Here is a 15538-nt window from a genome sequence, read left to right as displayed (position 1 = left end):
TCCTCGGGGTTCATCCACAAGGAGCAGGTGAGATGCGTTATCCCCATTTTCTGGCGTTGGCCCTCGCATTGGGCGGCACCGGGCTGGTCGCGACAACCGATACCGCTGCACAGACCGCGCGTTCGGTGCGTGAGACCGCCGAAGCCAGCATGACGCTGACCGGCAAGATCGATATCGGTACCGACGGGCACGTCACCGGCTTCCAGCTGGACCACGCCGACACGCTGCCTCCCGATCTGGCGGCATTCGTGCAGCGCCAGGTGCAGGCATGGCAGTTCCAGCCGATCGTGGACAACGGCACGGTGGTCGCCACACAGACGCCGGTGACCCTGCGCCTGCTCTCCCAGCCCGGTCCGGGCGGCGCGGGCGACACCGTGCGCGTGGCGGGTGCGAGCTTCAGCAAGTACGACCCGGAAAACACCAGCCGGGTGACCTCCAGCGAGCTCCGCTTGCCGGCCTACCCCAGGAATCTCGCTGCCATGCGCGCCAAGGGCGAAGTGCTGCTGCTGGTGAAGGTCGGCCGCGACGGTACCGTGGACGATGTGGTCGCCGAGCAGGTGAACCTGCGCGTGGTGGGCAAGGAAAACCAGATGCGGCAGGTGCGCAACGAGTTTGCCCGTGCATCGGTGTCCGCGGCGCGCAGCTGGACCTTCCGCCCGCCGACCACCGGCAGGCTCAAGGATGCCGAGTCGTGGACCGTGCGGATCCCGGTCCGCTACATGATGGGCGAACGCACGCCTTACGGCACGTGGGAAGCCTATATTCCCGGCCCGCGCGAGCGCGCGCCGTGGCGTACCTCGCAGGCCGGCGAGGACGCCGCACCGGACCTGCTGACTGCGGGCGGCATCTACATGGCCGACCTGGATGACGGTCCGCGCCTGCTCACCCCGTTGGGCATCTGATCACAAGGAGTCGTGCAATGCGTAGTTCCCTTTACCTGGCACTGGCCCTGGCACTTGGCGGCAGCATCGTCGCCGCCGCACCGGACGCCGCCGCACAGACACGCAGCGAAATGCGCAGGACCGCCGAAGGCAGCATGGTGCTGACCGGGCAGGTCAACATTGGTACCGAGGGGCAGGTGGAAGGCTTCGTGCTGGACCAGCGCGAAAAGGTGCCGGCTGAACTGGCCAGCTTCGTTGACCGCTCCGTGCAGACCTGGCGCTTCGAGCCGATCGTGCGCGATGGCAAGCCCGTGCGTGCGCGCACCCAGGTGTCCATCCGCCTGGTCGCCAACATCGGGCCCGACGGCAAGGACATGGTCACGCTCGACGCCGCGACCTTCGGCGGGTACGACGCCACAAGCACCGACCAGGTCACCTCGATCAAGATGGCGCCGCCGCGGTTTCCCTCGGTTGCACTGAACATGGGCGGAAGTGGCGATGTGATGTTGATCGTGAAAGTCGGCCGTGACGGCAAGGTCATGGATGTGATCGCCGAACAGGTCAACCTGCGCGTGCTCGCTGACGCGCGTCGCATGGAGCGGCTGCGCGAGGCGTTCGCGAAGCAGAGCGTGGACGCTGCACATCGCTGGAGCTTCCGCGCCCCCAGCACGGGTGACGAGAAGGACAAGCCGTTCTGGTCCGTGCGCGTGCCGGTCAGCTTCGACTTCGGCGAAGTCACGCGCGGCTACGGCCAGTGGAACGTCTACATTCCGGGCCCGCGCGCGCATGCGCCCTGGCGGGAGGCCGGACCCGGCGAACAGGATGTGGCTGGCCTGCTGGCGGTCGGCGGCGTGTACATGACCGACGTCAGCACTGGCCCGCGCCTGCTGACCCCGCTGGGCGGGTAAGCAGCTGAAACATCGGATCGGCGCCCCGCGTCGATCCGGTTTCAGCATCAGCTTCCGGCCGGGCCGTCCGGCGCTGGATACACCACGGTCCGGTTGCGACCCTGTTCCTTGGCCATGTACAGCGCCTTGTCGGCCAGACGCAGCGCCTGCTGCGGGTCCTCGTGGTAGGACGGGTAGTGGGCCACGCCCAGCGATACCGTTACCGTGCCGACCTGTTCGAACACTTCTGCTTCCACCTGCAGGCGCAGGCGCTCGGCGATGCCCGCGCTGGCGGTGACGTCGATGCCGGGCAGCAGGATCAGGAACTCCTCGCCGCCATTGCGGCACAGCAGGTCGGTGTCGCGCGAATCGTCGCGCATCAGCTGGGCGATGCGCAGGATCACCGCATCGCCGACCGCATGGCCGAAGCGGTCGTTGATGGTCTTGAAGCGGTCGATATCCAGCGCGATGATCCCGAACGGCTGCCCGCGTGCCTGCCAGTCTTCCAGCCCTTCCTGCAGGCCGCGCCGGTTCTGCAGGCCGGTGAGCGGGTCGGTCATGCTGGCGCGGTTGAGCTTGCCGATACGGTCCTGCAGCAGGTTGAAGCTGTACAGCAGCGCCTGCTTGAGGTGCGCGGCCTCGTAGTACCACGCCTTGATGCCGGTCACGTGGCGGATGGCGATGCCGGTGTCGCGGTTCTGCACATTGCGCGCCATCTGCCACAGCGGCAGCGAAATGCGCCGGGCGAACCACCAGGTGACCAGCAGCGACAGCACGCCCAGCGGGATGGCATTCCAGATCACCGCCTTCATCAAGCGCGACAGCGGTGCCAGCGTGGCCGCCGTCGGGCGCTGTGCCACCACGCCCCAGCCCACGCTGGGCACCGGCGCGTAGCCGGCCAGCATCAGCACGCCGTGGCTGTTGCGCACTTCCTGCGCGCCGGAGTGGCCCTGGCTGACCGCCTTCACCGCCGGGTTCTCCAGGGCGAACTGGCCAACCCGGGTGGGTTCGATGTGGTACAGGATGCGGCCATTGCGGTCGACCACGTACAGATACGAGCCGTCGCGGTAGTAGTGCTTGCCCAGCAGGCTCTGCAGGATGCTGCGCTGGCGCAGGTAGATGGTGCCGCTCACATAACCTTTGTACTGGCCCTGCGGGTCGAAGATCGGGTGCGAGATGGCGACCAGCAGGCGGCCGGTGGCCGACTCGTACGGATCGCTGATGTACGGCTCGCGGCGCTTGAGCGCCTCGCTGTTGCCCTGGCTGTTGAGCACCACTCCCTGCAGGGACAGGCTCAGCGGCGAGGTCGCCAGCACCGTGCCGGCCGGGTCCACGATCAGTACCGAGTTGAAGCTGTTGGTCTGCAGCTGCAGGCGCGCCGCTTCGGCTTCCAGCTCGGCGCGGGTATGCGCGCGCTGGCCCAGGCCGGTGGCGGCATAGGCCAGCTGCTGCTGGGCCGACAGCACGAAGTTCTGGGTGCTCTCGGCCAGCTTGCTGGCGTACACCCGGTTGGATTCGAGCGTGGTGCCGATCAGCTGTTCGCGCTGCACGCGGTAGCTGGCGTGCAGGGTGTTGGCCAGGGCGACCAGCGCGCTGAGCAGGGCAAGCGCCAGGATCAGCTTGCCCAGGTTGAGGCGGGAGGACAGCAGGGGCATGGCAGAGTGACCGGCAGGATGCTGCGCCAACCGGTCCTACCGATGAGGCTGCAACGGGGCGGATGAGGGGTTCCCGGCGCGGATTATCACGGATTCACCGCCCAAAGGGGGAGGTCCGGACTCAGCGTTCCATCCGCTTGCGCAGCACGCTGCGCACATTGGCCGCCATGCCCTCATCCAGCGGACCCAGCACGCCGCGCTTGCTGTCGGGGATATGTGCGTTGGCTTCGCCATCGGCGCCGAACACGTAGTGGTCGAACAGTGCCCGCCAGTGCCTGCGCTGGGCTGGCGGCAGCCCGCGCAGCGCGAGCAGCGACAGCATCAGGGCGTTCATCGGCGGGTCCATCCAGGCCGGCACCGGACGCCACCAGTAGTTCACCAGCACGTTGAAATCATCCAGCCCTTCCATGTGGTGCCACCACAGGGAAGGAATGAACACGGCATCACCGGGCCCCAGCTCGGCCACCTGCGCGCTGGCCATGGCCCGGGCAAAGCGCGGGAAGCGGTCCAGGTCCGGTTCGGCGAAGTCCACCAGGCTAACTGCCTGGCCGGCCGGCGTGAAATCCAGCGGACCGACATACAGGTTGCCGATCTGATCGGGCGGAAACAGGGTGACCCGGCGGCGGCCGGCGGCGACGCAGGCCAGGTTGTCCGGCACGTCGTGGTGGGCGGCGATGCGCGAGCGGTTGCCGATCCAGATGCTGGCCAGCGGTCCGTCCACGCCCAGCGCCAGCGGATTGTCCTGGCGGAAGCCAGGCAGGAAGCTGTCCAGCGTGGTCGAGGCCACGTAGATGGTGGGCGGTTCGGGCGTGCTGCGGTACTTGAGCAGCGTATCGAGCACCACCTTCAGCGCGATCTGCTCGCGGCGGAAGTTGAAGCCGCTCATGTCCGCGTTGTAGAAGATCCGCCCCTTTGCTGCGGGCGGCGCGGTCGTGGCGGTGACCGGCAGGGTGCCGTGGTCGTACTGCTTGAGGTGGGCGACCGCCGCATCGGCCGAGTTGCGCGCGGCGCCGACCATCGGCCAGTCCGCCACCAGCCCGCGGATCACCTTGGGCGTGGTCCAGCTCGGGAGAACCCCGGCCAGCCGGTGGCGGTCGAGGTCGCGCACTTCGTCGATCGGACCGGGCGTGGCAGGCATGGCAGGGTCGCTTGCAGGCGGTGGCGGTGTGGCGAGTGTAGACCCGCCACACCGCTGCTGCTCAGAACTTGTAGCGGACGCCGAACATGTAGCGCGGGCCGGTCTGGGTGGCGTAGCGCAGCATGTTGGTATGCCGTGCGTAGGTACGCATGGTCTCGTCGGTGAGGTTGATCGCCTCCAGGCTCAGCGACAGCTGCTCGCTGACCGCGTAGCTGATGTTGAGGTCGAGCTGGCCGTAATCATCGGTGTAGTTCGGGTTGGGACCCTGGCCGCCGATGCCGTTGAGGAACTTGTCGCGCCAGTTGTAGGCCGCACGGATCTGCCAGTTGTGCTTGTCGTAGAACGCCACCAGGTTGGCCGAATCGCTCAGGCCCACCATCGGGTACTGGTCGCCCAGGCTCTGGTTGTCGAAGGTCAGCCCCGACTTCACCTTGGTGTAGTTCGCCGCCAGGCCGAAGCCGGATTGGCCGAACAGGTGCTGCACCGCCACTTCCCAGCCATCGAGATGGTCCGAACGCTGGTTGGCCGGCAGGGTGATGTCGAAGCCGGCAATCGGGTCGCCGGGCTGCCCGACGATGGTGCCGGTGAGCTGGCCGGCCGAGTTGGTGCCGGTGGCGGTCACGCCCGGCTGGCCGTTGAAGTTGGTGAAGATGTAATCGCGGATGCAGGGCATGTCGCTCACCCCGCAACCGGCCGCCAGCGCTGCGTTCCAGTAGGCGCCACCCACCGGGGTGTGCAGGTTGCCGGTGTTCTCGCGGACGATGGTGTTGCTGATGAAGTTCTTGATGTTCTTGCGGAAGAAGCCGACCGAGGCGTAGCTGGATTCGCCGTAGTACCACTCCAGCGACAGGTCGAAGTTGTCCGACAGCAGCGGCTCCAGCGCCGGGTTGCCGCGCGACCCGCTGCCACCCTGGGTGCGCACGATGTCGGCCAGCGACTGCCCGCTCTGGATCTGGTCCCAGCCCGCGCGGCCCAGGCTGCGGCTGTAGCTGCCGCGCAGCGCCAGCGTATCGCTGATGTCCAGCTTCAGGTCCAGGTTGGGCAGCACGTAGTCGTACTTGCCGCTGTCGCTGATGAAGCCGCTTTCGCTGGCGTATTCGATGTTGAGCTCGTTGGCCGAACTCCAGCTGATCCCGTTGGGCACGCGCACCATCGCGGTGGAATCCACGTCGGTCTGCTCATAGCGCACGCCGACGGCCACGTTCAGCGGCATCGACCAGTCGAACGTGGTGCGGTACTGCAGGAACGCGCTCTTGGACTTCTCGTTGGTGCGGATGTCCTGCGAATACTCGGTGGGAGCCACGTAGCAGGTCGGGCAGGCCGGGTCGGACGCGGTGCCGACCTGGGCGGCGCGGTTGATCAGCCTGTCGAAGTCGAATACCAGGAACTGGCCGGTCAGGCGCGGATCGTTGTGCCCCGAGAACGCATCGAAGTACCTGGCCATGTCGTCGGCATACCAGATGCTGTCATCGTAGTCGGCCGGGGTACCCAGGCCGCCCCACGTATTGCGCTGCATGATCGCCGAGGCCGAACGGTTCTTGACGTCGGTGTAGCCCACGCCGAAGTCCAACGCGGAGTAGTCGGCGAACTGGAAGGTACCGCGGCCCTGGTACTGTTCCACCTCGGACTTGTTGTAGCTGTTCTGGAACACAGAGCCTGTGACCAGGGCATCGGCCGCCTGCACACCGCCTGGCGGCAGTGCGATGTTGATGATCGGCAGGTCGCCGCTGTAGTCGACCGTGGTCTTGCCGCGCACGAACGCGGCAACCCCGAGCACGCCTGCCGAACCATACGGGCTGTCGGGCTGCGATTCGCCGGTGGAGTGGTGGGCGTCGAAGTTCAGGGTCAACGCATCGTTGACTTCCCACTCCACGTTGAAGCCCAGCGAGTCCAGCGTGTTCTTGGTGGCCAGCTGCGCACCCCCCATCGACACGTCCGAATTGACCATGTCTTCGCTGTAGATGATCGGCGCGGCGACCGGGCCGTTGGTCCAGATGCTGTCGCCCGGGCCATAGTTGAACCACACCGACAGCTCACTGCGCTGCTGCTGCACCTTGTTTTCCACATAGGTGTAATCCAGCGTGGTGGTCACGTTGTCGACCGGCTTCCACTGCAGGGTGGCCTGGCCGTTGGTGCGCTGGCGCTGCACGCCGTTGACGTTGTAGGCGGTGTTCTGCGGGCGGCCGTACACGTCATCGGGGCCGGGACGGTTCTGGATGCGGTCCGCGTAGCCCTGGCCCGGCTGCGGCAGCACGCGCCAGTCAGTGGTGTTGTCGCCTTCGAACGTGGCCCAACCTTCGGCCACCGTGGCCTGGTTGAAGCCGGAATCGCGCTCCTGGTAGCTGCCGCTCAGCATCACGCCCACGCGACCATCGGCATAGGTGTCACTGAAGATGCCGGAGATCTCACCGGTGTACTTCGAACCCTGCAGCGTGCTGGGCAGGTTGTCGTTGGAGGTGTCGTTGACGGCCTTCAGGCCGACGCTCACCACCGGCGCCGATTCGAGCGGGCGCAGGGTCTTGACGTTGATCGTGGCACCGATGCCACCGGTCGGGTTGTCGGCACGGGTGGTCTTGAACACTTCCACCGCCGAGATCGACTCGGAGGCGATGTTGGCGAAATCGAACGAGCGCGAGCCGGACAGGCCGGCGCCGCCGTTGCCCAGATTGGAGGCCGGCATCTGGCGGCCGTTGAGCAGCACCAGGTTGAAGTCCGGGCCGATGCCGCGAACGGTCACCTTGGAGCCTTCGCCGCTGGAGGTGCGGTCGATCGACACGCCGCTGATGCGCTGCAGCGATTCGGCCAGGTTGGTATCGGGGAACTTGCCGATGTCCTCGGCCACGATGCCGTCCACCACACCCTGGCTGTCGCGCTTGAGGTTCATGGACGAAGTGAGGCTGCCACGGATACCGGTGACCTGCACCGTATCAAGCGTGGCCGGATCCAGCCCTTCCGACGACGACGCAGCGCCGTCGCGGGTGGTGTCCTGGGCCCACGCCGGCCCGGCCAACACGGCGAGCAGCGCGGAAGTGAGCATTGCCTTGCGGGGTACGGCCTTGTACGTCTTCATTGCAGCTCCCTCCCCAGGGAAATCGGTAATGGCAGTCCTACGGCGTCTGACACGATTCAACAACGATGTGGGCGGATTGGGCCGATGCCTGACAGCGTTGTCAACAAACTGCCATGAAGCGCATCGTTCGCGGTGTCGCGCGTGGGTGTCCCTGCGTGTCCCGGGGCGGGTCGCTGTATACGCGCCAAACCCTGCAATGCGGGCCTTTCAGCCCTGTTTTACCGGGACGTCAAGCGCCCGATTCAGTCGGGTCTGCTCGTTGTGCAGTGCAGAACGAAACTGCGCGAAACCCGTTTTCGGGCAGGTGACGGTGACTGTCGCGTGTTCTGACCGGTTGTCTGACAGCGCTGGACAACAGGACGCCAAGCAGGTTCCATGTCTGGCCGCCGCATGGCTGGCATTCCCATCAGAAGGACAGGCAATGGACACTTCCACCGTGGTTCGCGGGCAGCACGTACAGAGCACGCGCATGGCACTGGCCGTGGTGACGGCGATCTTCTTCATGTGGGGCTTCATCACCTGCCTCAACGACATCCTGATTCCACACCTCAAGGCTGCGTTCTCGCTGACCTGGGTGCAGGCCATGCTCATCCAGTTCACTTTCTTCGGCGCGTACTTCCTGATGTCGCTGCCGGCGGGCCGGCTGGTGGCTGCGGTGGGCTACAAGCGCGGCATCGTGGCCGGTCTTGCGATCGCCGGGGTCGGCGCGCTGTTGTTCTGGCCGGCGGCCGCGCTGCATGTATACGGGCTGTTCCTGGGCGCGCTGTTCGTGCTGGCCACCGGCATCACCGTGCTGCAGGTCGCGGCCAACCCGTATGTGGCGCTGCTGGGGCCGGAGCAGACCAGCTCCAGCCGGCTCACCCTGGCCCAGTCGATGAACGCGCTGGGCACCACCATCGCCCCGCTGTTCGGTGGCCTGCTGATCCTGGCGGCCGAACCGCGCAGCGCCGAGCAGCTCGCGCTGCTGCCGCAGGCCGAAGCGCTGGCTTACCGCGCCGCTGAAGCACAATCAGTGCAGGTACCGTACTTCGGCCTGGCCATCGCCTTGTTCGTGCTGGCCGCGGCGATCTGGATGTTCCGCCTGCCCAGCATTGCCGGGGTGGAAGACAGCAAGGAACAGGGCACGCTCGGTGCGGCGCTGCGCCACAAACACCTGGCCTTCGGCGTGCTGGCGATCTTCTTCTACGTGGGCGCGGAAGTGTCCATCGGCAGCGTGCTGGTCAACTTCCTGTCCATGCCGGGCATCGGCGAAGGCCTGACCGAGCAGGAGGCCACGCGCTATGTGTCGCTGTACTGGGGCGGTGCGCTGGTCGGCCGCCTGGTCGGTACGTTCCTGCTGGCGCGCTTTGATCCGCGCCGCCTGCTCGGACTGTTCGCGCTGGTGGTGATGGGGCTGCTGGCGGTGACCATGCTCGGCACCGGCGAGCTGGCCAAGTGGAGCGTGGTCAGCGTGGGTCTGTTCAATTCGATCATGTTCCCGACCATTTTCGCGCTCGCCATCGGCGGCCTGGGCCCGCTCACCGGGCAGGGCTCCAGCCTGCTGGTGATGGCGATCGTGGGCGGCGCGGTGGTTCCGCTGGCGGTGGGCTGGTTGGCCGACCACTACGGGCTGCAGGCTTCGTTCCTGCTGCCGATGCTGTGCTACCTGTTCATCGTGTTCTATGCATGGCGCGGGTCGCGCCGCTACGCCTGACCCCTCAACGGCGCCGGGGTGCGTGGGTGGATTCACGCACCAGCACCGCATGGTCCACGGTGACCATGCGGCCGGCCTTCGGCGAGCGGATGCGTTCGATCAGCTGTTCGGTGGCCAGCCGGCCCATCGTGTCGGTGGGCTGGCGCACGGTGGTCAGGGCCGGGTAGATGTGCCCGGCAATGGGCGTGTCATCGAAGCCGCACACGGAAAGATCGCGCGGCACGCGAAGGCCGCGCTGGCCAGCCACCCGGAACACCGCGGCGGCCATGTCGTCGTTGGCCGCGAAGATCGCGGTGGGCGGCTCGGGCAGGTCCAGCAGCGCATTGGCCGCGTCGATGCCAGACTCGAACGAGAACTGGCCGTTCACCACCAGCGCCGGGTCGTACTCGATGCCCGCGTCGCGAAGTGCCTGGCGGTAGCCGGCGAGGCGCCACTGGCAGGCGCCATGCGCGCGCGGGCCCTTGATGTGCGCAATGCGACGGTGCCCCTGTGCGACCAGATGGCCGATCAGTTCCACCACTGCGGTGGTTTCGTCCATGCGTACGCCGATGCGCCCTTCGGGATGGCGCGGTGCGATGCTGGAAAACGGAATCTCGTTGTCTTCCAGGTACGCCAGCACCACCGCATCGTCGGTCAGCGGCGGGATCAGCACCACGCCATCGGGCCTCGAGTTCTCGAACAGTGCGGCGAGGTCGGGCAGGGTGCGCCGGCCGATGCCGACCGGCCCCAGGATCAGGTTGTAGTGATGGGCATGACAGGCCTCCAGCATGCCGTTCTGGATTTCCATCAGGTAGTTGCGCGAAGGATTGTTGTAGACCAGCGCCAGTGCATACGAGCGCTGCCCGGCCAGGCTGCGCGCCGACAGGTTCGGTTTGTATCCCAGCCGGGAGACCGCAGCGAGCACGCGGTCGCGCGTTTCCACCCGTACGTTCGGCTCGTTGTTGAGCACGCGCGATACGGTCTTGATCGAAACGCCCGCAATGGCGGCGACATCCTCGATACGACTACGCATGGTGCGATGGATCCTCCTGGAGAGCCCGGCCGGCCGCTGCCGATGGTAATGCGCCTGAGTCGTTTCGGGATTACCGAAGCAGGCGGATGGTGCCACGTTGCGGGGTATTCGTGCACGGTCCGGATTTCCATGCGGCGCTGCAACAGCAACTGCGGATTCCCGGCGTGCGCGAAAAGAGCCAGCCCAACAACGACGGGGATACCAGGACAAGCTGTTCGCCGACCGGTTGACAGCGCCCCGCCGGGCTTATATGACAGCGCTGTCACCGGATGCGCCGAATCAGCCCGCGCCCGGTCCATCATCCGCACATTTTCTTGGAGGTAATGCACGTGAGCAGCGCCCGGAAGACTCTTCTCACCGTCTGTGTCCTGACGGCATTGGCCGCCCAGGCGCACGCCGCGCCCGCCGCCGAGCGCCTGCAGGACTGGCCGCAGGTGACCAGCGCGATCGCCTCCGACCCGGCCATCGAAAACCGCGTGCGCAGCATCCTTGCGCAGATGACCCTGGCCCAGAAGGTCGGGCAGATGACCCAGCCGGAGATCAAGCAGATCACCCCGGAGCAGGTGCGTACCTACTACATCGGCTCGGTGCTCAATGGCGGTGGCTCGTGGCCGGGCATGGACAAGCACGCCAGCGTGGCCGACTGGGTGAAGCTGGCCGATGCCTATCACGCCGCCTCGCTGGCCACCGACGCACGCACCCCGGTGCCGGTGATCTGGGGCACCGATGCCGTGCACGGCCACAGCAATGTGTTCGGCGCCACGCTGTTCCCGCACAACATCGGCCTGGGCGCCACCCGCGATGCCGCGTTGATCGAGCGCATCGGCGCCGCCACCGGCAGCGCCACCCGTGCCACCGGCATCGGCTGGGTGTTCGCGCCCACGCTGGCCGTGGCACATGACCCGCGCTGGGGCCGCACCTACGAAAGCTTCTCGTCCGACCCGTCCATCGTGCGCGAATACGCCACCGCCTACGTCAAGGGCGCGCAGGGCCGCTTCACTGGCGACGGCAACGTGGTGGCCACGGCCAAGCACTACATCGGCGATGGGGCCACCGACAACGGCCGCGACCAGGGCGAGGCAACGGTGGACAAGGCCACCATGATCAACGTGCACGGCCAGGGTTACTTCGGTGCGCTGGGCGAAGGCGTGCAGACGGTGATGGCCTCGTTCAACAGCTGGAACGACCGTGCCGGCGGCGTGGACTACGGCAAGATGCACGGCAGCCAGGCGCTGCTTACCGGCGCGCTGAAGGAAAAGATGGGCTTTGACGGCTTCGTCGTCTCCGACTGGAACGGCATTGCCCAGGTACCCGGCTGCCGCAACGACAGCTGCCCCCACGCGATCAACGCCGGTATCGACATGGTGATGGTGCCCGACGACTGGAAGGCCTTCATCGCCAACACAATGGCCCAGGTGGAGAGCGGCGAGATTCCGATGGCGCGCATCGACGATGCGGTGACCCGCATCCTGCGCGTGAAGCTGCGTGCGGGCCTGTTCGAGCACAAGCCGTCCGACAGCCGCTTCGCGGGCGACGCCAACGCCGTGCAGCACCGCGAGCTGGCGCGTGAAGCCGTGCGCGAATCGCTGGTGCTGCTGAAGAACCAGGACAAGGTGCTGCCGCTCAAGCGCGATGCGCGCGTGCTGGTGGTGGGCAAGAGTGCCGACAGCCTGTCCGACCAGGCCGGGGGCTGGTCGCTGACCTGGCAGGGCACCGAGAACACGAACGCCGATTTCCCCAATGCCGATTCGGTGCTGGGCGCGCTGCGCGCCGAGCTGGGCACGCAGCAGGTGACCTACAGTGCCGATGCCAAGGGCATCGATGCGTCGGCGTTCGACGTGGTGGTCGCGGTGATCGGCGAAACGCCGTACGCCGAAACCAACGGCGACATCCTCGCCTCGGACACGGTCAGCCACAGCCGTGCGCAGCCACAGGACCTGGCCGTGCTCAAGGCCGCCGCCGCCACCGGCAAGCCGCTGGTCACCGTGTACTTCTCCGGCCGCCCGATGTACACCAACGACCTGCTCAACCTGTCGCAGGCGTTCGTTGCCGCGTGGCTGCCGGGTACCGAAGGCAAGGGCATCACCGACGTGCTGGTGGCTGGCAAAGACGGTCGGCCGGTGCATGACTTCCACGGCCGGCTCAGCTTCCCGTGGCCGGGCGTGCCGTGCCCGGCACCGATCGACCGCCCGGACCCGAAGCGCCCGGACCTGTTCAAATTCGGCTATGGCCTGAGCTATGCCAAGCCCGCGCAGGTCGCGCGCCTGCCCGAAACCAACCCGGACCACTGCGGCGAAGTGACCACGCTGCCGATCTTCAACCGCGTCGATACCGCGCCGTTCTCGCTGCACATCGCCGCCGGCGGTGCCACCCAGCCACTCGGCAACGATCTCAACGCCAGCCTGCGCTGGCCCACCCCCACGCCGGTGGCCGAAGTGCGCACGGTGCAGATCAACACGCAGCAGGACGCACGCGAAGTGACCTGGCTGGCCCCCGCGCAGCTGATCGCGCGCAGCACCTCGCGGCGCAACCTGGGCGCGCTGGCGCGCAGCAACGGCGCGTTGCAGTTCGACGTGATGGTGCAGCACCCGCCCGCCTCGCCGGTAATGGTGACCATGCAGTGCGGCACCGGCTGCGAGGGCGGGGTGGATATCGCCCCGGCGCTGGCAACGCTCACCGCGGGGCAGAAGCGCACCGTGACCATTCCGCTGGCCTGCTTCGCCAGCAAGGGCGTGGACCTGGGCGCGGTGGAAGCCCCGTTCGTGGTCAGCGCGGACAAGCCGTTCGCCGCGGCCTTCACCCAGGTGCGGGTGGCGACGAAGGCAGACAAGGCCGAGGGTGTGGTGGAGTGCCGGTGAAGCGGTAGGGGATGCATGGGCCGGCCAACGGCCGGCGCTACCACGCCAGCATGTGTCGGGTTCGCCGCGAAAATGGGAGTTGTTGCAGGGGATTCCCGCCGGATGACGGGTAGCGTGTGAGCTACACGGGCGCGGGGGAATCGATGTGACGCTGATGCATGTTCTGGGTGGGCTGTCGCTGCTGATCCTGGTCGGGGTGGCGACCATGGTGCGCGCAGGGATCGGGTTCGAACACGGGGATGGGACGGCGGTGCAGGAGGGGGCCGCCGAGGTCGATGCAGTGGGCGTGGTGGAGCCGCCGCTGGAACCGGTGGCCTCGTTCGGGACGCTGCAGTTCGGACCATTGCTGGATCGCATGCGGCCGTGAGGCGTGCCGACCAACGGTCGGCACCTACCGTCAGCCAGCGCCGATCGGTTGGGGCCCGAAACCATGAAAAAGGCCCCGCAGTGCGGGGCCTTTTTCTGTTTCGATGTTGGCGCCGGTCAGCGCTTCATCGAACCGAAGAACTCGTCGTTGGACTTGGTGTTCTTCATCTTGTCGAGCAGGAACTCCATCGCGGCGATTTCGTCCATCGGGTGCAGCAGCTTGCGCAGGATCCAGATCTTCTGCAGCAGCTCCGGTTCGATCAACAGGTCTTCGCGGCGGGTGCCGGAACGGTTGATGTCGATGGCCGGGTACACGCGCTTTTCGGCGATACGACGGTTCAGGTGCACTTCGCTGTTGCCGGTGCCCTTGAACTCTTCGTAGATCACCTCGTCCATCTTGCTGCCGGTGTCGACCAGCGCGGTGGCGATGATGGTCAGACTGCCGCCTTCTTCAACGTTACGGGCGGCACCGAAGAAGCGCTTCGGGCGGTGCAGGGCGTTGGCGTCCACACCACCGGTGAGCACCTTGCCGGAGCTGGGCACCACGTTGTTGTAGGCGCGTGCCAGGCGGGTGATCGAGTCGAGCAGGATCACCACGTCCTTCTTGTGTTCCACCAGGCGCTTGGCGCGCTCGATCACCATTTCGGCAACCTGCACGTGGCGCGCGGCCGGTTCGTCGAAGGTGGAGCTGATGACTTCGCCGCGCACGGTGCGCTGCATTTCGGTCACTTCTTCCGGACGCTCGTCGATGAGCAGCACGATCATGTGCACGTCCGGGTGGTTGGTGGTGATCGCCGTCGCCACCTGCTGCATCAGCATGGTCTTACCGGCCTTGGGCGGGGAGACGATCAGCGCGCGCTGACCCTTACCCTGCGGTGCCATCAGATCCATGATGCGGCCGGTAATGTCTTCGGACGAACCGTTGCCACGTTCCAGGGTGAAGCGCTTGCGCGGGAACAGCGGGGTGAGGTTCTCGAACAGCACCTTGTTCTTGGACGCTTCCAGCGGCTCACCGTTGATGGTGTCCACGATCGACAGCGCGAAGTAACGCTCGCCGTCCTTCGGGAAGCGGATGCGGCCGGACAGGTGGTCGCCGGTGCGCAGGTTGAAGCGGCGGATCTGGCTGGGCGAAATGTAGGTATCGTCCGGGCCGGCCAGGTAGCTGGCTTCAGCCGCGCGCAGGAAGCCGAAGCCGTCCGGCAGGATTTCCAGCACGCCGTCGGCGGCCACGCCGTCGCCATGGCGGGTGAGCACCTTGAGCAGGGCGAAGATCACGTCCTGCTTGCGGGCGCGGGCCACGCCTTCGGAGATCTGCAGCTGCTCGGCGATTTCCAGCAGCTTCTGGGCCGGCATGCGCTTGAGGTCGCTCAGCGAATAGACCGGGAAGCCCTCGGGCACGTTGGCCTGCTGGCTGCGCACGAACGGCTGCTGTTCGCCATTGTCCTGCGGCATGCCGTCGTCGCGGAAGCCACCACCACCGCCGCGATTGCGGTCGCGGTCACGGCGATTGCGGAAACGGTCACGGCGGTTGCCCTGGCCCTGGCCTTGGTTCTGCTGGCCCTGGTTCTGACCCTGCTGGTACGGGTTCTGGCCGCCCTGCGGGTTGTTGTTGTTGTTGTTGCGCTGACCGCCGTCGGCGGCGTCCTGGCCACCGCCCTGCGGGGCCGGGGCATCGCCGCCGGAAGCGGCCGGTGCCTGGGGGGGCTGCTGCGGCGCTGCCGGTGCAGCCGGCGCCGGCGCGACGGGCGCGGCAGCCAGGGGCAGGGCGTTCTGTTCGGGGGAAGACCCGGTGTCGGCGCTGCTGGCAGCGGCCTTGGCGACGCGCGGCTTGCGCACGCGCTTCTCGGCGGGCGCGTCGGCGCTCCCGGGTTCGGAAGTAGTGATATCGGACAAGTGCTGAATTCCTCGCTGGAAGGTGCGAGCGCCCGGCAGGGGCGGCGAACGTTGGGAAGGGATTCTGGAAAGAAACGTCGTCCAG

Annotated in this window: 10 protein-coding genes; 5 read left to right on the top strand and 5 right to left on the bottom strand. The window is 66.9% G+C overall.

The window, feature by feature from the left end; genetic code table 11:
• The first annotated feature begins 32 nt into the window (after nt 1-32).
• A complete protein-coding gene (locus AC06E7_RS04985) occupies nt 33-902 on the top strand; it encodes an energy transducer TonB (RefSeq protein WP_478063308.1) in 870 nt (289 codons plus the stop codon).
• A gap of 17 nt (nt 903-919) precedes the next feature.
• Entirely contained in the window at nt 920-1789 is an 870-nt protein-coding gene (locus tag AC06E7_RS04980) for an energy transducer TonB (protein WP_478063306.1), read from the top strand.
• Nucleotides 1790-1836: 47 nt separating this feature from the next.
• On the opposite strand, the gene AC06E7_RS04975 is transcribed toward AC06E7_RS04980, so the two are convergent.
• From AC06E7_RS04975 to AC06E7_RS04965, 3 genes are all read right to left on the bottom strand, one after another.
• Complete coding sequence (locus tag AC06E7_RS04975) at nt 1837-3423, bottom strand: sensor domain-containing diguanylate cyclase (RefSeq protein WP_478063305.1); 1587 nt, start codon at nt 3421-3423, stop codon at nt 1837-1839.
• A gap of 121 nt (nt 3424-3544) precedes the next feature.
• Entirely contained in the window at nt 3545-4561 is a 1017-nt protein-coding gene (locus AC06E7_RS04970; protein ID WP_478063303.1) for a cupin-like domain-containing protein, read from the bottom strand.
• A 61-nt stretch (nt 4562-4622) separates the two neighbouring features.
• Nucleotides 4623-7631 carry a TonB-dependent receptor gene (locus AC06E7_RS04965; RefSeq protein ID WP_478063301.1) on the bottom strand — a complete coding sequence of 1003 codons (3009 nt, stop codon included), beginning with the start codon at nt 7629-7631 and terminating at the stop codon, nt 4623-4625.
• A gap of 421 nt (nt 7632-8052) precedes the next feature.
• Here AC06E7_RS04965 and AC06E7_RS04960 point away from each other — a divergent pair, with 421 nt between their 5' ends.
• Nucleotides 8053-9324: a sugar MFS transporter gene (locus tag AC06E7_RS04960; protein WP_068854247.1), complete on the top strand. Its 1272-nt coding sequence runs from the start codon at nt 8053-8055 to the stop codon at nt 9322-9324.
• 4 nt (nt 9325-9328) lie between these two features.
• On the opposite strand, the gene AC06E7_RS04955 is transcribed toward AC06E7_RS04960, so the two are convergent.
• Nucleotides 9329-10336: a LacI family DNA-binding transcriptional regulator gene (locus AC06E7_RS04955; protein WP_478063299.1), complete on the bottom strand. Its 1008-nt coding sequence runs from the start codon at nt 10334-10336 to the stop codon at nt 9329-9331.
• Between the two features lie 323 nt (nt 10337-10659).
• Here AC06E7_RS04955 and AC06E7_RS04950 point away from each other — a divergent pair, with 323 nt between their 5' ends.
• Nucleotides 10660-13194: a glycoside hydrolase family 3 N-terminal domain-containing protein gene (locus tag AC06E7_RS04950; protein ID WP_478063297.1), complete on the top strand. Its 2535-nt coding sequence runs from the start codon at nt 10660-10662 to the stop codon at nt 13192-13194.
• A 154-nt stretch (nt 13195-13348) separates the two neighbouring features.
• Complete coding sequence (locus AC06E7_RS04945) at nt 13349-13561, top strand: hypothetical protein (protein ID WP_478063295.1); 213 nt, start codon at nt 13349-13351, stop codon at nt 13559-13561.
• A gap of 116 nt (nt 13562-13677) precedes the next feature.
• Here the strand turns inward: AC06E7_RS04945 and rho are convergent, their stop codons facing one another.
• The gene (gene rho / locus AC06E7_RS04940; RefSeq protein ID WP_478063293.1) at nt 13678-15453 is read right to left on the bottom strand and encodes a transcription termination factor Rho; all 1776 of its coding nucleotides are present in this window, start codon (nt 15451-15453) and stop codon (nt 13678-13680) included.
• Nucleotides 15454-15538: the final 85 nt, after the last annotated feature.

Source organism: Stenotrophomonas sp. Steno-Z4 (assembly GCF_056393145.1).
Note: the sequence above shows the minus strand (reverse complement) of the source record. Positions and strands in the feature narration are given on the sequence as shown.